At 43.1% G+C, this 20,021-nt stretch carries 17 protein-coding genes; 13 read left to right on the forward strand and 4 right to left on the reverse strand.

All coding sequences use genetic code 11. The features are described 5' to 3' along the window. Positions 1–260 precede the first annotated feature (260 nt). The 4 genes from ACFSYC_RS15725 to ACFSYC_RS15740 form a co-directional block, all read right to left on the reverse strand. Entirely contained in the window at positions 261–914 is a 654-nt protein-coding gene (locus tag ACFSYC_RS15725) for a hypothetical protein (protein ID WP_377129529.1), read from the reverse strand. A gap of 20 nt (positions 915–934) precedes the next feature. Continuing rightward, entirely contained in the window at positions 935–1,561 is a 627-nt protein-coding gene (locus ACFSYC_RS15730) for a hypothetical protein (protein ID WP_377129531.1), read from the reverse strand. Positions 1,562–1,986: 425 nt separating this feature from the next. Further along, entirely contained in the window at positions 1,987–2,628 is a 642-nt protein-coding gene (locus ACFSYC_RS15735) for a hypothetical protein (protein ID WP_377129533.1), read from the reverse strand. A gap of 47 nt (positions 2,629–2,675) precedes the next feature. Next, complete coding sequence (locus tag ACFSYC_RS15740; RefSeq protein WP_377129534.1) at positions 2,676–3,326, reverse strand: hypothetical protein; 651 nt, start codon at positions 3,324–3,326, stop codon at positions 2,676–2,678. Positions 3,327–3,976: 650 nt separating this feature from the next. Here ACFSYC_RS15740 and mraZ point away from each other — a divergent pair. The 13 genes from mraZ (at position 3,977) to ftsZ (ending at position 19,887) form a co-directional block, all read left to right on the forward strand. Beyond that, positions 3,977–4,441, forward strand: coding sequence for a division/cell wall cluster transcriptional repressor MraZ (gene mraZ, locus ACFSYC_RS15745; protein WP_377129536.1), 465 nt, complete (start codon positions 3,977–3,979; stop codon positions 4,439–4,441). Beyond that, a complete protein-coding gene (gene rsmH / locus ACFSYC_RS15750) occupies positions 4,434–5,342 on the forward strand; it encodes a 16S rRNA (cytosine(1402)-N(4))-methyltransferase RsmH (RefSeq protein ID WP_377129537.1) in 909 nt (302 codons plus the stop codon). The genes mraZ and rsmH overlap by 8 nt, the downstream gene beginning before the upstream one ends. Before the next feature lie 9 nt (positions 5,343–5,351). Next, positions 5,352–5,759, forward strand: coding sequence for an FtsL-like putative cell division protein (locus ACFSYC_RS15755; RefSeq protein ID WP_377129539.1), 408 nt, complete (start codon positions 5,352–5,354; stop codon positions 5,757–5,759). Next, a complete protein-coding gene (locus tag ACFSYC_RS15760; RefSeq protein ID WP_377129541.1) occupies positions 5,756–7,882 on the forward strand; it encodes a penicillin-binding protein in 2,127 nt (708 codons plus the stop codon). The genes ACFSYC_RS15755 and ACFSYC_RS15760 overlap by 4 nt, the downstream gene beginning before the upstream one ends. After that, complete coding sequence (locus ACFSYC_RS15765; protein WP_377129543.1) at positions 7,879–9,339, forward strand: UDP-N-acetylmuramoyl-L-alanyl-D-glutamate--2,6-diaminopimelate ligase; 1,461 nt, start codon at positions 7,879–7,881, stop codon at positions 9,337–9,339. Before ACFSYC_RS15760 ends, ACFSYC_RS15765 begins: the two co-directional genes overlap by 4 nt. Next, positions 9,339–10,580 carry a phospho-N-acetylmuramoyl-pentapeptide-transferase gene (mraY, locus tag ACFSYC_RS15770; protein WP_377129544.1) on the forward strand — a complete coding sequence of 414 codons (1,242 nt, stop codon included), beginning with the start codon at positions 9,339–9,341 and terminating at the stop codon, positions 10,578–10,580. Before ACFSYC_RS15765 ends, mraY begins: the two co-directional genes overlap by 1 nt. A gap of 17 nt (positions 10,581–10,597) precedes the next feature. Further along, positions 10,598–11,941, forward strand: a complete 1,344-nt coding sequence (gene murD / locus ACFSYC_RS15775; protein WP_377129546.1) for a UDP-N-acetylmuramoyl-L-alanine--D-glutamate ligase — start codon at positions 10,598–10,600, stop codon at positions 11,939–11,941. A gap of 112 nt (positions 11,942–12,053) precedes the next feature. After that, positions 12,054–13,217: an FtsW/RodA/SpoVE family cell cycle protein gene (locus tag ACFSYC_RS15780; protein ID WP_377129548.1), complete on the forward strand. Its 1,164-nt coding sequence runs from the start codon at positions 12,054–12,056 to the stop codon at positions 13,215–13,217. An 84-nt stretch (positions 13,218–13,301) separates the two neighbouring features. Beyond that, positions 13,302–14,420, forward strand: a complete 1,119-nt coding sequence (gene murG / locus ACFSYC_RS15785) for an undecaprenyldiphospho-muramoylpentapeptide beta-N-acetylglucosaminyltransferase (RefSeq protein ID WP_377129550.1) — start codon at positions 13,302–13,304, stop codon at positions 14,418–14,420. 50 nt (positions 14,421–14,470) lie between these two features. Next, positions 14,471–15,826: a UDP-N-acetylmuramate--L-alanine ligase gene (murC, locus tag ACFSYC_RS15790; RefSeq protein WP_377129552.1), complete on the forward strand. Its 1,356-nt coding sequence runs from the start codon at positions 14,471–14,473 to the stop codon at positions 15,824–15,826. After that, positions 15,819–16,685 (forward strand): cell division protein FtsQ/DivIB, encoded by an 867-nt coding sequence (locus ACFSYC_RS15795; protein WP_377129554.1) that lies wholly within the window; start codon positions 15,819–15,821, stop codon positions 16,683–16,685. Before murC ends, ACFSYC_RS15795 begins: the two co-directional genes overlap by 8 nt. A gap of 2 nt (positions 16,686–16,687) precedes the next feature. Next, positions 16,688–18,031, forward strand: coding sequence for a cell division protein FtsA (gene ftsA / locus ACFSYC_RS15800; RefSeq protein ID WP_377129556.1), 1,344 nt, complete (start codon positions 16,688–16,690; stop codon positions 18,029–18,031). A 227-nt stretch (positions 18,032–18,258) separates the two neighbouring features. After that, positions 18,259–19,887, forward strand: coding sequence for a cell division protein FtsZ (ftsZ, locus tag ACFSYC_RS15805; RefSeq protein ID WP_377129558.1), 1,629 nt, complete (start codon positions 18,259–18,261; stop codon positions 19,885–19,887). Positions 19,888–20,021 lie beyond the last annotated feature (134 nt).

The following is a 20,021-nucleotide window of genomic DNA, read 5'->3' on the forward strand; positions in this document are numbered from 1 at the left end:
GACAACGCTACGCGTTCCCAACATCCTGACACGACAAACAAACAATAATTAATAACTTTATAAAAATAACTGTCAACCTTTTTCAGGACGGGTCATTGAAACAAAATTGTGATATTAATGAATTGATTTTTCCCTGAAACAGGCAGTATTTGATGGTCTTATTACGGTGAAAGTCGTGGTTTGTTGGCGGTAAATTGATTGATAATAGGGGTGAAAAGGGAGTGAAGTTTGTGTAGCTACTTACCTCTTTTTTAGAGCGCCTAATAATTCCGTAAAAGCACAGGCGACAAAATACTGATATTACGTTGTCTCCCAATGGCGAGGGAGCGGGTTAATAAATCGTACAGCAATGGATTTGATGCTGCGGTTGGACTCAAGGTTCGCGCTGTCTTGGTGCCGGATTGGTTAACTATGTCGAAGTCAATATGAACAGGATGTAGTTTTATCCACTTTTTGTTCCATACATTTTGTTCTAAATCTTCCTGACTTGCATTCGCTATTTTAATTAACAACGTATCGTAAGCCCGATCGTTGTTTGACGATAGTAAGATCGAGTCGCGATTATAAACTGAGTATTTTTTTATAAACGCCTCATGTTTATCTAATTTTTTTTGCAGCCCTTCCTGGCTTTGTTGACTCATTTTGCCTAATGAGTCAACGTACTTCATAAAGCTTGACTTATTGCCGGTGAATGCCGTATCTAATTCCATTTGAGTAATTTTTATGCTATCTAAAACGGCATAAACAATTTTGATAGACCCTGATCTTTTATAAATATCAATCAGCAATTTTTTATCATCATTTTGCGCTTTGCCAACGATGTGAATAACTACATCGCCATTCATAACAGTGTTTTGCGCTGATGAGGCTAGGGAGGCCGCAATTAATAAAGCTGTTAGCAGCAGGTTTTTCATCTTCAATCAAGTAATATCAATTAAAACAAATACTTAAACACTTCCGCTATTTTCAAAGCGGATTTACTTCCCGTTTCTGCGCCAATTTGAAGTGTTTCATTAAAGAGACTGTACAGCAAAGGGCTATCTAATGATAGCGGGCTGCTTTTTGAAATTTGTCTGGTTTTACCCTGGTAAGTAATTTTGCAAAGTATAAAGTCACCATCCATCACATAGTTCGGCCCTCCATCAAATGATTTTCCTTTTGCGTTGGCCACGTAATTTAGCAGCGAAGAATATTTTTCAAAAGGCTCGGATTTTACCATTATTGAATCTTGGTAAGTAGGGCGGTGTTGATGCATTATAATCAGTAATTTGTCGCTAAGTGACTTTTTTTGGCCTTTATCTGTTGTAGCTGCATACACGGCCTTGAGCGTCTGATAAGTCGTGTCGGTCTTAATTGTTTGCCAGTCAAATTCTTCCCTTAGCCTATATTTTACAGCTATTGCATTTCCTTTTTGTTGGATATTTATATTAAAATCAGTTTCCCCCCAAGCTCTACCGCCCATAAGTTCTATCGAAATGTCTTTATCTTCATTGGCATCATTTTGGGCATAAACATTAGTTAGCGGTAATACTAACAGGAGGGTAAGCAATAAATTTTTCATGTCAGGTTTCAGGTTGTAAAGGATACTAAGATAGGCAAATTCTTCTCAAGGGTGACAAGAACAGGATGAAACAGACAGGGAAATCGCTTTAGAACAAGAGGCTCCGCTGGAGCCGTTAAAACACTCCTTTATATGCTATAAACAGGTAGTTCCGCTGGAACTATTGGGCGTTTCAACTAACGACTCCATTGTAGTCTCCTGTTTATAGCGTAAAATAAAAATAAAAATGGCTCCGTAGGTGCCACCTGATCGCCATTTAGTTTCAAAGCGATTTCTCCGCTTGCGTCGTTTGCAACGAGTACTTAATAGAATTAAGCGTCTGTGACGCGATTGCTGTATGGCGGTACAATCGCCGTACCAATTAAAGCACTCGTTGCAAACGAGCGCAAGCCAAGTAATCAACAATAATAAAAAACATCATTTTGCTAGTATTTACCTAAAAACGTTTGGACGTTATGTTCGTCCCCAATTTTGAGGGACCTGGATAATAACTCATAAAGTAATGGATTTGATTGCGCATTAGGGCTATGTGCTTGGGCTATTTTGATCTCTGAGGCGGTGCTTATCTCAAAATCTATATTAACGCCATCTATCTTAACAAATTTCTCGTTCTTTTCCTTTAGCTCTAACGCTTCCTTACTTGCGTTTGCAATAGCGGCCAGTAAACTATTATACGCCGGGTATTTTTTAGCAGGTAATACAATAGATTTTGCGTGATAAACTGAATATTTTTTAATATAATCTTCGTGCCTTTCTATCACTTTTTGAATGTTTTTCTGTGTCTTTTCCGACATTTTTCCAGAAGAATCAAGATAACTGTAAAGGGTATTCCTGTTGGTGGTAAATGCAGTGTTTAATTCAAGCGCTGTGGTTTTGATACTGTCTAAAAACGAAAATGTAAGTTTGATCCAATCAGCGTCTTTATAAATAACGATGATCAGCTTTTTCTCGCCGGATGGCGGTTTAACGGTGATGTTTACAGCGATAACGCCTTTTTTAAGAGTACCCTGGCTAAAGGTTGGTACTGCATATACCAGGAAAATAAATATTAACTGCAGGTTTTTCATGTCAGGTTTGAGGTTTTGTATAAGGCTAACGTAATGGCACTTGTTTATTATTTATACCAAGAGTAGAATTTCAGGATGTTTTTAACTGCTGAACTATTTGGTTTCTTACTAAGTGAACTCTTTATAAAACTGAACAATATCGGGTTTGTATTTGCCATAGGTATATCTACTGGTATACTTCTTTTACCGGTTGGGCTAACAATCACTAAATTAAAGTTGGTAGCTTCCCTTGTTGTTATAATATAGACCCCGGGAGTTTTATTATTGGCATTTATATCTGGCGATAGTTCATCCTTACTGGCTGTTAATATTCGGTTTAATAAATTTCTGAAGGTAGTATCGTTTTTTAAGTTGACTTTTTTGGTGTCGCGGGTATAAATTCTATGTCTTTCAAAAATTTTCCCTAAAGTATCCCGGGCAAGATTATATTTTGGGTTATCATTTTTGTAAGTATATATCCTTTTATTGATGTCTTGGTATTGCGGATCCTTCCTTACTTTTTCAAAACGGATACTGTCATAAGATAGGTAAGTAATGTTTGCCAAATCATCTTTTATGTCAACATCTATCATAAAACTATGGTCATCCGCATCACTGTATGTTACACGAACTTTGATATCGCCGTTTGGAGATTTATTCTGTGCAACTACGGCTTGCAAGATTAATATTAAAGTAAGGGTAAGCATTATACTTTTCATATAAAGTTCAGGTTATAAGTACACCAAGATAGATAAATTCTTCGCAAGGGTGGCGAAACAGGTTGAAACAAACAGGGAAATCGCTTTTAGAGCAGGAGGCTCCGCCGGAGCCGTTAAAATATTCCTTTATATGCTATAAACAGGTAGTTCCGCTGGAACTATCGCGCGTTTCAACTAACGATCCATCGGAGTCTACTGTTTATAGCATAAAATAAACATCAAAAATGGCTCCGTAGGTGCCACCTTATAACCATTTAGTTTAAAAGCGATTGTCAGCTTGCGCTCGTTTGCAACAAGTACTTATTATGTTACGCGTTTGCTCAGCGGACGATGCAATCTCCAAACTAATTTAAGCACTCGTTGCAAATGAGCGGGAGCAGGTTATAAGCATACTAAGATAGACAAATCCCTATTCCGCCCCTCTATTCCAAATTTTTTCTCCCACTTTTCTACATCGTGTTAACATCATCATTAACATGCTGTAAGCTAACTAAATAGCTAAAATTGGCTATAAAGGGCATAGTAGTTTTAAATTATCGGTGGGAGAAAAAACATTTCTTCGGGATGTTGAAAACTTTTTGGTGGTAGAAAGTGTAATAAAGTGGTAAAACTACTTTACTTTTACTCTACCAAAATTCTAAAAGTGTAAAATGTCGAATTTCTTAGGAGAGTTTGATTGTAAACTGGATGCTAAAGGGCGTATGATGATACCCGTTGGCCTCAAAAAACAGCTTCCCGAAGCTGTAAGTGAGGGGCTTGTCATCAATCGTGGCTTTGAGAAGCACCTGGTTGTTTACACCCGCAAAGAATGGGACAAAATTGTTGACGACTTGAGTAAGCTTAACCAGTACGAAAAAAAGACCCGCGAATTTATTCGCTATTTCACCCGTGGCGCTTCAGAATTGCTTTTGGATGCCGCAGGCAGGGTGCTTTTACCAAAATCGTTATTGGATTATGCAGGCATTGGTGCTGATGTGGTTTTATCGTGCCAGTTTAACAAAATAGAGGTTTGGGCCAAAGAGGCGTACGATACGCAGTTGGATGATGAGCCTGAAAATTTTGCAAACCTTGCCGAAGAGGTAATGGGTAATGCAGGAAGGGGGAATAATGAGTAATTATCATACCCCGGTAATGCTGCAGCAGTGCATTGAAGCGCTAAACATCAAAAAGGATGGTACTTATATAGACGTAACCTTTGGCGGCGGCGGGCACTCGCGCGAGATTTTAAAACATCTGGGTAAAAACGGCCGCTTGCTGGCTTTTGATCAGGATGCTGACGCACAGCAAAATATGATTGACGATGAGCGTTTTGAGTTTATCGATCAAAATTTTAGATACCTGAAAAACTTTAGCCGCCTGCATGGCGCTATCCCGGTTGATGGGATACTGGCAGATCTGGGTGTGTCGTCATACCAGTTTGATCAGCCCGATCGTGGTTTTTCTATCCGCTTTGATGCGGAGCTGGATATGCGCATGAACCAGTCGGCAGAATTGACGGCGAAAGATGTAGTTAATAATTATACAGAAGCCGAGCTGCACCGCATTTTCGGCATCTATGGCGAGATCCAGAATGCAAAATCGCTGGCCAACACTATCGCGACAGCAAGACTAAATAAGCCGGTAGCAACGGTTGCCGACCTAAAAAATGTCATCGCGGCACGCATCCCCAAAGGGAAAGAGAATAAATACCTGGCGCAGGTTTTCCAGGCGCTCCGCATAGAAGTTAACCAGGAACTTGAAGCACTGAAAGATTTTTTGAACCAAACCGCCGAAGTATTAGGCGAGAATGGCAGGCTGGTGGTAATGTCTTACCACTCGTTAGAAGACAGGCTGGTAAAAAACTTCATTGCCAAAGGCAAGTTTAGCGGCGAGGTAGAGAAGGACTTTTTTGGTAATGATCAAAAACCCTTTGAGGCCATTAGCCGCGGCGCAATAATAGCGCCGGACGAAGAGATACAAAATAACAACCGCGCACGTAGTGCAAAGTTAAGGGTAGCAGTAAAGAAAGTAGTTTAACTAAGGTATATGACCAATCGTTTACGCAGCGAAATTCTGGAAGAAGAGAAGGAAAGCGAGTTGATCGTTGAGGAAAAACCTGTAAAGGAAGTTCCGGAAAACCTGTTCACTAAATTTATGGCTAACGGCTTTATAGCCGCCGAAGATGCTACACGTGCCTTACCATTTATACTGTTTTTAGCCTTTTTAGGCATGATATACATTGCTAACCGTCACCTGGCCGAAAAGAACATTCGTGACATAGCTAAACTAACTAAAGAAGTGCACGAACTAACCTGGGAGTATAAAGTTACCAAAGCAGACCTGGCTTTTAAAAGCACACAGTCTGAAGTGGCAAAAAGGGCTGACACGCTTGGCGTAAAAGAATCTATACAACCGGCGCAAAAAATAACGGTAAAGGAGGATGCTATACAATGAGTATCAGGACCAACATATTATTACGGGTGTATCTGGCCTTTGGCCTGATATTGCTTTTTGCTTTGGCCGTGGTTGTGCAAATGGGCAGGCTGCAATTTATCCAGGGTGAAAAATGGAAGGCGATGGCTTCAAAAATGTCGACTAAGTACGAGATAGTTGAAGCTACACGTGGTAACATTCTGTCTGTTGATGGCGCCTTGCTGGCTACATCTGTGCCCGAGTATGAGCTGCACATGGATATGTTTGCCGGCGGTATTTATGAGGATAAACACTTTTATGGTAAGGTAGATTCGTTAGCCGACAAATTGGCGCAACTGTATCCTGATAAATCATCAACGCAATACTCGCGCATGCTGCGCAATGCCCGTAAAGACAGCGCGCGTTACCAGTTAATACACCGCAGGGTTACTTTTCAGGAGTTAAAGCAAATTAAACAGTTCCCCATATTTAAGTTAGGTAAGTACAAGGGCGGCTTAATTATCGAGCAAAAAAATAAGCGCATGCTGCCGTTCCAGTCGTTAGCTGCCCGTACCATTGGTTACAAAAACGAGAACGTAAACAACGCGGTAGGTTTAGAGGGCGCGTATGCTGAATATATTAATGGCGAAAACGGCCGCCGCTTAATGCAGCGTATAGCGGGTGGTGTTTACATCCCTGTTAATAACGACGATGAAGAGGCGATAGCAAAGGATGGTGCGGATATTATTTCGACCATCAACGTAAACTTTCAGGACCTGGCGCAAAAAACATTAAAGAAACACCTGGACAGTATCCAGGCTGATTTTGGTACGGTTGTGCTGATGGAAGTTGCCACCGGCGAGGTGCGTGCCATAGCCAACTTTACCCGCACACCAGAGGGTGAATACAAAGAGAAATTTAACTACGCCATAGGCTATGAGGCCGAGCCGGGATCGACATTTAAGCTGGCATCATACATGGCTTTGTTAGATGACAAAAAGATTGACACCGGCACCCTGGTTGATGTGATGCATGGTGGCCCGTACCAGATAATTAACCCGCGTAACGGTCGTGTGGCTTTAAAAGTTAAAGATGCTGATGACGAAGGTGGTGTGATAAGCGCGCGTCGTGCTTTTGAAAAATCGTCGAATATTGGGGCCGTTAAATTGATTAACAAAGCATACGGCAGTAACCCTTCGGCGTTCACTGATAAATTACGTAGCTGGCACTTAAACGAGCGTAACGGATTGCAGATTGCAGGCGAGGGCCACCCTTTTGTTAAAGCAGCAGGGTCCAAGCATTGGAATAATTTGCAAAGCCTATCGCAAATGGCGTATGGTTACGAGTCGAAGTTATCGCCGTTACAAATGCTGACCTTTTATAACTCGGTAGCTAACAATGGTAAAATGATAGCGCCACTTTTTGTTCGCGAGATCCGCAGTATGGGTAACACCATAGAGCGCTTTCATGCAAAAGTTATCAACCCGCAAGTATGTTCGCCGGAAGCCTTGGCAAAAGTAAAAGGCTTGTTAGAGGGCGTTGTTTTAGAGGGTACCGGCAAAACGCATATTAAAAATAAGCTATACACCGTGGCCGGCAAAACAGGTACGGCCCAAATAGCCGATGGCAATAGGGGATACGGCGCTAAAAATTCGCACCAGGCATCGTTCTGCGGGTATTTCCCGGCTGATAATCCTAAATATTCAATGATCGTGGTAATCAGTAATCCGCGTGTGGGCTTGCACCTGGCAGCTTGGGTTGCCGGTCCGGTTTTCCGTAAAATAGCTGATAGGGTTTACGCCAGCGATATCGAAATTAAACATAAAGCACCTGCGCATTTTGTGGGTAACACCACTATGCCTAAAGTTAAGCAGGGCAATTTGGCGGCGATTAAAAAAGTATATAGCCATTTAGGCGTAAAGCCATTATACGCAAGTGCTAACGCGGGTGTTGATACCAGCGCCGGCTTGCCTTACGAAGAAAATCAATACAAAGCCGGTACCGTACCAAGTGTAAAAGGTATGGGTTTAAGCGATGCCTTGTACGTATTAGGTAACGCCGGATACAGAGTGGGTGTTAAGGGTGCGGGTGTGGTAACGGCACAGTCTGTAACTGCAGGCGCGTTTACACCAAAAGGAACAAAAATTACCCTGGAGCTGCAATGAGAAACCTGAGCGACATATTAACCGGATTGCCATTTACCGAGCTGCAAGGCGCGGCGGATGTAGAGATCAGCGCGGTAGTGTTTGATTCGCGCAAGGTGGTGCCGGGTTGCTTGTTTGTAGCCGTAAAAGGCACGCAGGTTGATGGCCACAATTATATTGCTAAAGCGATAACCGACGGGGCTGTGGCAATTATATGCGAGGACCTGCCGGGCCATACCGCTGTTGAGGCCAGCTTTTTAATGGTTGCCGACTCGGCAGTGGCATTAGGTATTGTGGCTGCCAATTTTTATGATAATCCATCGCAAAAACTAAAGCTGGTTGGCGTAACAGGTACCAATGGTAAAACTACTATAGCTACCTTATTGTACCAGTTGTTTCGCGACCTGGGCTATAAATGCGGATTGCTGTCGACTGTAGAAAATCAGATCAACGGTAAAATTATTCCATCAACCCACACCACGCCAGATCAGGTGGAACTGAATAGCCTGCTTGACGCTATGGTGGCCCAGGGCTGCGATTACTGCTTCATGGAAGTAAGCTCGCACGCGGTGGCGCAACATCGTATAGAGGGTTTGATGTTTGCCGGTGGTATATTCTCAAACCTTACCCACGATCATCTGGACTATCATAAAACGTTTGACGCTTACTTAAAAGCTAAAAAAGGATTTTTTGACGCGTTGCCTAAAAACGCTTTCGCCTTAACCAATGCCGATGACCGCAACGGCAGCGTAATGTTGCAAAATACCAGGGCCCACAAAAAAACTTACGCCTTAAAAACCATGGCCGACTTTAAGGCTAAGGTGTTAGAGAACCAGTTTGGTGGCTTACTGCTAGCTATTGACAGCGATGAGGTGTGGTTTAAAATGGTGGGCTCGTTTAACGCTTACAACTTAATGGCGGTGTTTGCTGCCGCGACGTTGCTGGAACAGGACCGAGCTAAAGTGTTAACCAGTTTGAGTAAGCTATCCGGCGCCGAAGGCAGGTTTGATTATATGATCGGCCCCAATAAAATTATTGGCATTGTTGACTATGCGCATACACCCAATGCAGTGCAAAATGTGTTGAGCACGGTTAAAGATATCCGCAAAGGGAATGAAAAAGTGATAACCGTGATAGGTTGCGGTGGCGACAGGGACAAAACCAAGCGCCCCATTATGGCTAAAGTAGCCAGCGATTGGAGCGATAAGGTAATCCTGACATCAGACAACCCACGTACCGAAGACCCGGCCCAGATTATAAAAGATATGGAAGCAGGTATCCCGGTTGCCGCTCAACGCAACGCCGTAAGCATTATTGACAGGCGCGAGGCAATTAAAACTGCCTGCATGCTGGCTCAGCCCGGAGACATCATTGTGTTAGCAGGTAAAGGACACGAAAAATACCAGGATATAAACGGAGTGAAAAACCACTTTGACGATAAGGAAGAGTTGCTGAACCAATTTAAATTGATGGCATAATGTTATACTATCTATTCACCTATTTATACGACAACTACGGTTTGCCTGGTGCAGGTGTGTTTAGATATATCTCTTTCCGCATGGCTTTGGCGGTTATTACATCTTTAATTGTAACAACCGTTTATGGCCGCCGCCTGATAGATTATTTGCGCTTTAAACAAGTTGGCGAAACGGTGCGCAACCTGGGTTTAGAGGGCCAGATGCAAAAGGCCGGTACACCTACCATGGGGGGTTTAATTATTATCCTTGGCATTTTGGTGCCAACGTTACTTTTTGCCAAGCTAGACAATATTTATATTATCATGATGCTGATTACCACCGTTTGGCTGGGTGCAATTGGCTTTTTAGATGACTATATTAAAATATTTAGAAAGAACAAAGAGGGGTTGGCCGGCAGGTTTAAAATTATCGGCCAGGTAGGGTTGGCTGTCATAATCGGCATTATTATGTATAGCAATAAAAATATTACTATACAGCAGGAAGTAAAGTTGCCCGTACAATACGACGCTAAAATTAACTACCGTGTTAAGGCCGGTAAGCCTGTTTTGTTTCAGGATGTTCCATCGCACAAAACCACGTTGCCTTTTTACAAAGACAATGAGTTTGATTATGGTAAAGTGCTGAAGTTTATAGGCCCGGGCTATGAAAATTACACCTTGATGGTGTTCATGGTTTTTGTGATCATTATTATCACCGCCATATCTAACGGCGCTAACATAACCGACGGAATTGATGGCCTGGCGACGGGTACATCGGCTATTATCGGTATCACGCTGGCCGTACTGGCGTATGTATCCGGTAACTACATTTTCTCCGATTACCTAAACATTATGTATATCCCCAACACGGGCGAGCTGGTAATTTTCGCCGGTGCTTTTGTGGGTGCCTGCGTAGGGTTTTTATGGTATAACGCCTACCCGGCCCAGGTATTTATGGGTGACACCGGTAGCTTGACCATTGGCGGCATTATAGCCGTATTTGCTATCCTGATAAGAAAAGAATTGATGTTGCCGCTGCTTTGCGGGGTTTTCCTGGTTGAGAATGTGTCGGTAATGATGCAGGTGGGCTGGTTTAAAATCACAAAGCGCAAGTATGGCGAAGGCCGCAGAATTTTCCTGATGTCGCCTATACATCATCATTATCAAAAGAAAGGTTTCCATGAGGCCAAAATTGTAACCCGTTTCTGGATTTTGGGCATTATGCTGGCCATATTAACCATTGTAACATTGAAGTTGAGATAGCGATTAGGTAAACAAGAATGAACACAAACAAACACATAGCAATACTTGGCGCCGGCGAAAGCGGTGTGGGTGCGGCATACCTTGCCCAACAGCAGGGGTATGATGTTTTTGTGTCAGACTTTGGCGCTATTGCCGGTCATTATAAAAAACAACTGCAAGACTGGGGGATCCGCTTTGAAGAACAGCAACATACCGAAGCTGAGATTTTAAAAGCGGTTGAGGTGATTAAAAGCCCCGGTATACCGGATACGGCGCCTGTCATCAAAAAGATAAAAGAATCAGGTATCCCGGTGATATCTGAAATTGAATTTGCCGGCCGGTACACAGATGCTAAGATCGTCGGTATTACAGGATCAAACGGTAAAACAACTACCACCAGCCTGACTTATTTTATCCTGAAAAACGCGGGATTAAATGTGGGCCTGGCGGGTAACATAGGTAAAAGCTTTGCCTACCAGGTAGCTACCGAGAAGTTTGACTGGTATGTATTGGAGCTAAGCAGTTTCATGCTGGACGATATGTTCAGTTTTAAGGCGGACATAGGCGTGTTATTAAACATCACACCTGATCATTTAGACAGGTATGATTATAAGATGGATAACTACACGGCGTCAAAACTAAGGATCACCCAAAATCAAACAGCTGATGATGTTTTCATCTATTGCGCTGATGATGCGGAAACAACAAAAGGAATGCAGGGCAATACCTACAAGGCGCAGCTATTGCCATTCTCTATTGAAAAACAAATAACACCGGGAGCATATCTCGATAACGACAATATTGTCATTAACACAACACAAGAACATTTTACAATGTCAATTAACGACCTGGCACTGCAAGGCAAGCACAACATCTACAACTCTATGGCCTCTGGCATAGTAGCAAAAGTGCTCGAATTACGTAGTGATACCCTAAGGGACAGTCTTGCAACGTTCAAGAATATTGAACACAGGTTGGAGTTTGTGGGCAAAATTTCGGGCATCAGTTTCATTAATGATTCTAAAGCGACCAACGTTAATTCGACCTGGTATGCGCTGGAGAGTATGACCAGCGATGTGGTGCTGATACTTGGTGGTGTTGACAAAGGAAATGACTACAACATGTTGAAAGATCTGATTAAACAAAAGGTAAAAGCCATAGTTTGTTTAGGCAAAGACAATCAACGTTTACATGAAGCATTTGAGGATGACGTTGACATCATTGTTAATACCTCATCAGCGGCTACAGCTGCGCAAACGGCATATCACCTGGCAACCAAAGGCGATACGGTGTTGCTGTCGCCTGCCTGCGCAAGTTTCGACTTATTTAAAAATTACGAAGACAGGGGAGATCAGTTTAAAGCGGCGGTGAAGGAATTGTAAGCCCCACCCAACCCTCCCCGGCAGGGAGGGCTTTAAAGCGGTAAAAAAGATAAATAAAAAGATAAATAAAAAATAAAGTCTCCCCTACCGGGGGAGATTTAGAGGGGGCTAAATGAATCAGATACTACAAAACATCAGAGGCGACCGTTGGATATGGTTGATAGTAATACTACTATCACTAATATCTATGCTATCGGTTTATAGCGCTATTGGCTCTTTGGCTTATAAGCGCGGTGTGGGTGCAGAGTCTATTTTGATGAAACACATTGCCATGATTGTCGGCGGTATCGGGCTCATGTATATCTCGCACCGTATTGACTACCGTTATTATTCCGGTATCTCAAAGTTGCTGATGTTTATTACCATACCCTTGTTGTTATATACCTCAATTTTTGGAGCTTCAATTAACGAGGCTAAAAGATGGATTGCTATCCCGGGTACCGGTTTAAGCTTCCAGACATCCGATTTAGCCAAACTGGCGCTCATCACTTACCTGGCACGTACGCTATCGCGCAAGCAAGAGAATATAAAGAATGTAAAAGAGTCTTTCATCCCTATTATGGGCGCCGTATGTGTGGTTTTTGCTTTAATAGCCTGGCATAACATGTCCACAGCTATTATGCTGTTTGGGGTTAGTATTTTACTGTTAATCATGGGCCGTATCAGCGTTAAGCAGATAGCTGTGGTAATGATGGGTGGCGCCATACTGCTGACATATATCGTTTTCTTTGGTCCGCGTAAGGGCGTATACCGTGCACGTATAGAAACCTTTATGCATCCCGATAAAGCCAACCCGGACAAATCGTTCCAGTCAGATCACGCTAAGATAGCTATAGCAAGCGGTGGCTTATTTGGTAAGGGCCCGGGCAAAAGCAGCGAGGTTAATTATCTGCCGGAAGCTTACTCGGATGAGATCTATGCTATTATAGTAGAAGAGTATGGGCTGGTTGGCGGCGTAGTATTGGTATCTATATACCTGTTCCTGCTTTATCGATGTATCAAGATAGTCACGAAGGCCCCGAAAGCCTTTGGGGCACTGCTGGCAGCCGGGTTAAGCTTTAGCTTAACCATACAGGCTTTTGCTAATATGGCCGTAGCAGTAGGGCTGGGGCCGGTAACAGGTGTGCCGCTGCCATTTATAAGTATGGGTGGTACATCAATGTTATTTACCAGTATAGCGTTTGGTATCATATTGTCAGTTAGCCGCGATATTGAAGACCCGAAAAAGGTAGTGGTTGGCGAAATAAAGGAAGTAGGCAACTTAGCAACGGTATAGTTGATATGCAGATGTGCGAATATGCAGATGTGCAGATAAAATAAATGAGATTAAAATAATCAGTGAAATCAAACAAATAAAGCGGTGAAATCAAGCAAACCAAAAAGAATCATCATTAGCGGCGGCGGCACAGGGGGGCATATCTTCCCGGCTATTGCTATCGCTAACGCTTTAAAGCGGCTTGACCCTGCTACAGAGATTTTGTTTGTTGGCGCAACTGGCCGCATGGAGATGGAAAAAGTTCCGGCGGCGGGTTATAAAATTATTGGGTTAAACATCCAGGGTATCCAGCGTAAATCTATCTGGAAAAACCTGTTGTTCCCGGTTAAATTGTTTAATAGCGTAAACAAGGCGCTGCAGATAATTAAAGACTTTAGGCCCGATGCCGCGGTTGGTGTAGGTGGTTATGCCTCTGGTCCGCTATTATATGCGGCATCATTAAAAGGTATACCGACGTTAATACAAGAGCAAAACTCGTACGCGGGGGTAACCAATAAATGGCTGGGTAAAAAAGCCAAAAAGATCTGCGTAGCCTTTGATAACATGGAGCAGTTTTTCCCTGCCGATAAGATCATTAAAACCGGCAACCCTATCCGTAAAGAGTCGGTTGATGTGGTTGGCAAAAAGATGCAGGCGCTTGAGCTTTATAACCTTGCTAATAAGAAAACCATTATGGTTACCGGTGGCAGCCTGGGCGCGCGTACGTTAAATACCGCAGTGCTTGCCGCGCTTGATAAGATCATTGCTGCCGATGTGCAGGTGATATGGCAAACCGGTAAATTTTATTATAAAAGCATTATTGAGCAACTGGGCGAAAACTATCATCCTAACATTAAAATAATGGAATTTGTAAACCGCATGGATCTGGCTTATGCCGCTGCCGACGTGATTATATCGCGTGCGGGTGCCGGTACCATTGCCGAGCTATGTGTGATTAAAAAGCCGGTTATCCTGGTGCCTTCGCCAAATGTGGCCGAAGATCATCAAACAAAAAACGCGCTGGCTTTGGTTAACGAGCAGGCCGCAGTTTTTGTGGCCGACCGCGATGCAGAAGAAAAATTGATTGATAAAGCGCTGGCGCTTTTAAATGATAAGGAGTTACAAAAGAAATTAAGCGACAACATTGGTAAAATGGCCCTGCCAAATGCCGATGATGTGATTGCAAAAGAGGTTATACAAATAATAACAATTAACAACAATTAAATCTTAGCACTACCCCGACACAACACGGGGTAGTGCTTTTTTAAAAAACAATGGAATTACGCAACATACAACGAGTTTACCTGATAGGCATTGGCGGCATTGGCATGAGCGGCCTTGCGCGCTATTTCTGTCATTTAGGCTGTATAGTTTGCGGCTATGATAAAACACCGACAGACTTAACAGACGAGTTACGGCACGAAGGTATCCAGATAGTATTTGAAGATAATTGCGAGCTGGTGCCAAAAAGTTTCCGCGATCTGGATGATAACACGCTGGTGATATACACGCCTGCCATCCCTAAAGATTCGCTTATTCTGGATTTCTTTCAGCGCAAGGGTTTTGTAATGTGGAAACGCTCGCAGGTATTAGGTTTAATCAGTCAGGGCAAGTTCACCATAGGGGTTGCCGGCACACATGGCAAAACCACTACGTCATGTATGGTGGCGCACATTCTTAAACATTCGGGTACAGACTGCTCGGCGTTTTTAGGCGGTATTGCTTCTAACTACCAAAAAAATGTTCTTTTTGGCAATAATGATATTGTAGTTGTAGAGGCTGACGAGTATGATCGTTCGTTCCTTACCCTCCATCCCGATATCGCGATAGTGACATCTATGGATGCTGATCACCTGGATATTTACGGCGATCATTCAAGTCTTACAGAATCGTTTAAGCTATACGCTTCGCAAATAAAACCGGGCGGGCAATTAATTCACCGCAAGGGCTTGCCATTAGATAATGGCTTTACTTATAGCATTACTGATGATGCCGACGCCGTAGCCAAAAATATCCGTGTCGACGATGGTAACTTTTATTTTGACTTTATAAGCGGCGATGTAAACATCAGCAACATTAAAATGGGCATTGCCGGTTTGCATAATATTGAAAACGCGGTAGCAGCCATAAAAGCAGCAATGCTGGTAGGCGTAACGCCTGATGCTGTGAAAGCAGCACTGGAAGCTTTCCGTGGCGTTAAGCGCAGGTTTGAATATATTGTAAAAACAGCGGAGCATGTTTATGTTGATGATTACGCGCATCACCCCGAAGAGTTGCGTGCGGCCATATCATCCATAAAAAGATTGTATCCAAACAGAAAACTTACCGTTATTTTTCAGCCCCACCTATATACCCGTACACGTGATTTTGTTGACGGCTTTGCAGAGGTGTTAGATATGAGCGACGAGCTGTTGCTGCTGGATATTTACCCGGCCCGCGAATTACCGATCGAGGGTGTAACATCTGCCATGATATTGGATCGAATGCATTTGCAAAACAAACAGATAATAGGTAAACAAGAAGCAATTGATAAAATAGCGGCAGACCGCCCTGAGCTATTGTTAACCGTTGGCGCAGGCGATATTGATAATTTGGTGCATCCAATTAAAGCAATTTTAGAGCATGTTTAAAAAACCAATATGGCGCACCATACTAATTAGTTTCACCTGGCTTATTAGCCTGGGTGGGGTGATAGTATTAATGAGTTTTATTGGGATAAAAAAATCAGGTATGGTATGCAAGGATGTAAAGATCTACATACCTGGCAGCCAATTCTTTATTGATAAAAAAGAGGTTGAGCTTATTTTGCAGCTAAATAGCTTTACGCTGGTAGGCCGCAAGTTAAACAACATAAACCTGCATGACCTGGAGACCCGCCTACGCGCTAACCCATTTATTGAGTATGCAAAGGTTTATGCGGATATGGATGGCATAATTATGATGGAGATTGAGCAGCGCCAGCCCAGAATGCGTATAATGAGCCAATATGATAAAGATTTTTATATAGATAAGAACGGATTAAAATTACCTTTGTCGCCCAATTTTACCGCAAGGGTATTGGTGGCAAACGGGTTTATAGATGAGCCTTTTGGCGGCAAGGTTGATACCCTGCGCACCGCATTGGCCAAGGATCTTTTTAAAACGATGTCATACATCACGGCAGATTCTTTGTGGAACGCGCAGATCTCGCAGGTGTATGTAAACCAGAAGCATGAAATAGAACTGATACCGAGGGTAGGTAACCAACGCATATTGTTAGGTACTGCCGACTCGATAGACGTAAAGTTTCATAATCTGCTGGCATTTTATAAGCAGGCATTACCACAGGTTGGGTGGGATGCTTATAAGCAGATCAATATAACATATGCCAACCAGGTAATTGGAGTGAAATTTACCAAGGCCGATTCGTTAAAAATGAAAGCCCAAAAAATCACTGCCGATTCATTAAAAACAGTAGTAGTACAAGACACATCTCTAATAAAACAGTAAATATGGATAAGAGTTCGACACAAGAAAAAAGTTCGCCAATTGTAGTGGGATTGGATATTGGTACCACCAAAATTTGCGCAATTGTTGGCCGTCGTAGTAAAAACGGCAAAATCGAAGTCCTGGGTATTGGCAAAGCCGAGTCTGCGGGTGTTACCCGTGGCGTAGTATCAAACATTGACAAAACGGTGCAGGGCATAACTGCAGCGGTAGAGATTGCGGGTGCGCAGTCAAATGTAGAGATACGCGTGGTAAACGTAGGTATTGCCGGCCAGCATATTAAAAGCTTACAGCACCGTGGCTTAATCACCCGTCGCGATTTGCAGACGGAGATTGGCCGTAAGGATATTGATAAGCTGATAGAGGATATGTACAACCTTGTTATGCCTCCGGGCGAAGAGATTATCCATGTGTTACCACAAGAGTTTACTGTTGACAGCGAGCCGGGTGTTAAAGACCCAATAGGCATGGCGGGTGTGCGCCTTGAAGCTAATTTCCATATTATATCCGGCCAGGTTACGGCTATTAAAAATATTGTTAAGTGTGTTAATAAAGCGCATTTAGAGAGCCAGGAATTGATTCTGGAGCCTTTAGCATCTTCAGAGTCTGTGTTGAGCGACGAAGAGAAAGAGGCAGGTGTTGTTTTAGTTGATATTGGCGGTGGTACTACTGATGTTGCTATCTTCCACGAAGGTATCATTCGTCACACTGCCGTTATCCCGTTTGGAGGTAACAGCGTGACAGAAGATATCCGCGAGGGTTGCTCTGTGATGCGTAACATAGCCGAGCAATTGAAGATAAGGTTCGGATCGGCCCTGGCTGAAGAGAATAAAGAAAATGAAATTGTTTGTGTACCGGGCTTACGTGGCCGCGAGCCGAAAGAGATCTCAATAAAAAACCTTGCCTTTGTTATCCAGGCACGTATGGAAGAGATTGTAGAGCATGTTTACTACGAGATAAAATCATCAGGTTACGAGAAAAAGCTAATTGCAGGTATAGTGATCACCGGTGGTGGTGCGCAGTTAAAGCACCTGTCGCAAATGGTAGAGTTTGTTACCGGTTTAGATTGCCGCATAGGTTACCCTAACGAGCATTTGGCCAAGAACGAGCATTTGCCTAAAAATATTTACGAGGAGCTGCAAAGCCCAACTTTTGCAACCGGCATAGGTCTGTTGATAAAAGGTATCCAGAAAATGGAATACAATGGTGTAATGGCTGCCCCGGTTGAGGTTAAAGAAATAAAAGACAAGTATACCGAAGAGAAAAAATTTGGCCTTTTCGGTAAAATTTTAGAGAGCGGTAAAAAGTTTATTAAGGACGATATCACCGACGAAGACTTTTTGAAATAAGCCCCACCCAAAACCTCCCCGGAAGGGAGGGCTTTAAAAGTCGATTAAAGTCTCCCCTGCCGGGGGAGATTTAGAGGGGCTGATAGGGGTGTTTATTATACTTTTCAACAACGGGTGACTTTTCCACATTATTGACATTTGTGGAAAAACCTTGTGGAAAAAGTGCTAATATTACGATGGTGAAATGTAAAATTCGTCAAATCTACATATAGCTGAAACAAAGGATTATGCAATTTGAGATGTTAAAAGAAAAGTCGTCAATCATCAAGGTAATTGGTGTTGGCGGTGGTGGTGGCAACGCGGTTAACCACATGTACAAGCAAGGTATAACAGGTGTTGACTTCATTATCTGTAATACTGACGCGCAAGCGTTAGAGCTTAGCCCTATACCTAACAAGGTACAATTGGGTGCAAGTTTAACAGAAGGCATGGGCGCAGGCTCAATTCCCGAAGTTGGCGCAAACTCAGCTATTGAAAACATTGACGATATAAAACAAATGCTGGGCACTAATACCAAAATGTTGTTTATAACAGCAGGTATGGGTGGTGGTACTGGTACAGGCGCAAGCCCTATCATTGCCAAAGCAGCTCGCGAGTTAGATATACTAACCGTAGGTATTATAACCACCCCATTCTCTTTTGAAGGTAAACGCCGTAAAATGCAGGCTGATGCCGGCATGGAAGAGTTGAAAAAATATGTCGATTCTTTCCTGGTTATATCCAACGACAGGCTACGCCAGATTTTTGGTAACTTGACGTTAGGGTCAGCATTTGCACAGGCAGATGATATTTTAACCACAGCGGCCAAAGGCATTGCAGAGATAATAACCCTGCCGGGTTACATCAACGTCGACTTTAAAGATGTGCGCACTGTGATGAAAGACAGTGGCGTATCTATCATGGGTAGCTCATCTGCTGAAGGCGAAAATCGTGCGCTGCGTGCGGTTGAAGGCGCTCTATCATCGCCATTATTAAAAGATAACGAAATTGAAGGTGCACGTTACATCCTGTTAAACATCAGCTCTGGCGAAAAAGAGGTGACGATGGATGAAGTAAGCATTATTACAGATTATATACAAGAAGAAGCCGGCCTTGCAGCAGACCTTATTTGGGGTAACTGCCGCGATGAGAATTTGGGCGACAAGCTATCGGTTACGATCATAGCCACAGGCTTTCAAACTAAAGACGAGCGCGAGAAAGAATTTAGCAGCAAGAAAATTGTAAACATGCTTGTTCCTGATGCGCCTTTAGTACGCCCTGTAATAAACGAATTTATTAACCCGGTAGCAGAAGGTGCGCCTACCGAGCCATACATTAAGGGCCAACCACAACAACCCCAAAAAGAGGAACAAGTACAAGCCGGTCTGTTTGATCTTTTCGCGTCAGCGCCAAAAGCTGAACCAGAACCGGCGGTTGTTAGATACAATTTCCAGGAAGTTGAAGAGCAGCCCGTGGCCGAAAACGAGACCGAGCTGCCTGAGTTTACCTTTAAACTTGCTGATACCGAAACCGAAACGATCATCAAGTTCGAGGCTGAGGTAGAAGAAGAAGTAGTTGAGGAGCCTGCACCAGAGCCGGTTAATGCCGACGAGCATAAAACCGACGAAACGATTGAAGAGCAATTGCGTAAGTCGCGTGAGCGTATTATGCGCCTTAAAGATTTGAGCATGAAACTGCGCAGCGGTAACATCCAGGAACTTGAAAACGTACCTGCCTACAAACGTAAAGAAGTAGCATTGCAAGAAACTCCGGCATCGCACGAAAGCCAAGTATCACGCTTCTCTTTATTGCCTGATAGCGATGGCAAGATCGAGATCCGCGACAGCAACTCATTTTTGCATGATAATGTAGATTGAGCAGCCGCTAATCATAATGGATCATATTCACAACAATATCGGAGGTGCCTTTTAAGGCATCTCCTTTTTTTTGTAATAGATGTGTGACGTCAGTCATTTAAACATCGGCCTTAAAAACCTTATATTTGCACCTT

The organism is Mucilaginibacter antarcticus (assembly GCF_042686155.1).
GTDB lineage: Bacteria > Bacteroidota > Bacteroidia > Sphingobacteriales > Sphingobacteriaceae > Mucilaginibacter > Mucilaginibacter antarcticus.

Excerpts from the sequence above, each read along its gene's own strand:
- ACFSYC_RS15725 (WP_377129529.1), bottom strand. The coding sequence starts at position 914 with ATGAAAAACCTGCTGCTAACAGCTTTATTAATTGCGGCCTCCCTAGCC.
- ACFSYC_RS15730 (WP_377129531.1), bottom strand. The coding sequence starts at position 1,561 with ATGAAAAATTTATTGCTTACCCTCCTGTTAGTATTACCGCTAACTAAT.
- ACFSYC_RS15735 (WP_377129533.1), bottom strand. The coding sequence starts at position 2,628 with ATGAAAAACCTGCAGTTAATATTTATTTTCCTGGTATATGCAGTACCA.
- ACFSYC_RS15740 (WP_377129534.1), bottom strand. The coding sequence starts at position 3,326 with ATGAAAAGTATAATGCTTACCCTTACTTTAATATTAATCTTGCAAGCC.
- mraZ (WP_377129536.1), top strand. The coding sequence starts at position 3,977 with ATGTCGAATTTCTTAGGAGAGTTTGATTGTAAACTGGATGCTAAAGGG.
- rsmH (WP_377129537.1), top strand. The coding sequence starts at position 4,434 with ATGAGTAATTATCATACCCCGGTAATGCTGCAGCAGTGCATTGAAGCG.
- ACFSYC_RS15755 (WP_377129539.1), top strand. The coding sequence starts at position 5,352 with ATGACCAATCGTTTACGCAGCGAAATTCTGGAAGAAGAGAAGGAAAGC.
- ACFSYC_RS15760 (WP_377129541.1), top strand. The coding sequence starts at position 5,756 with ATGAGTATCAGGACCAACATATTATTACGGGTGTATCTGGCCTTTGGC.
- ACFSYC_RS15765 (WP_377129543.1), top strand. The coding sequence starts at position 7,879 with ATGAGAAACCTGAGCGACATATTAACCGGATTGCCATTTACCGAGCTG.
- mraY (WP_377129544.1), top strand. The coding sequence starts at position 9,339 with ATGTTATACTATCTATTCACCTATTTATACGACAACTACGGTTTGCCT.
- murD (WP_377129546.1), top strand. The coding sequence starts at position 10,598 with ATGAACACAAACAAACACATAGCAATACTTGGCGCCGGCGAAAGCGGT.
- ACFSYC_RS15780 (WP_377129548.1), top strand. The coding sequence starts at position 12,054 with ATGAATCAGATACTACAAAACATCAGAGGCGACCGTTGGATATGGTTG.
- murC (WP_377129552.1), top strand. The coding sequence starts at position 14,471 with ATGGAATTACGCAACATACAACGAGTTTACCTGATAGGCATTGGCGGC.
- ACFSYC_RS15795 (WP_377129554.1), top strand. The coding sequence starts at position 15,819 with ATGTTTAAAAAACCAATATGGCGCACCATACTAATTAGTTTCACCTGG.
- ftsA (WP_377129556.1), top strand. The coding sequence starts at position 16,688 with ATGGATAAGAGTTCGACACAAGAAAAAAGTTCGCCAATTGTAGTGGGA.
- ftsZ (WP_377129558.1), top strand. The coding sequence starts at position 18,259 with ATGCAATTTGAGATGTTAAAAGAAAAGTCGTCAATCATCAAGGTAATT.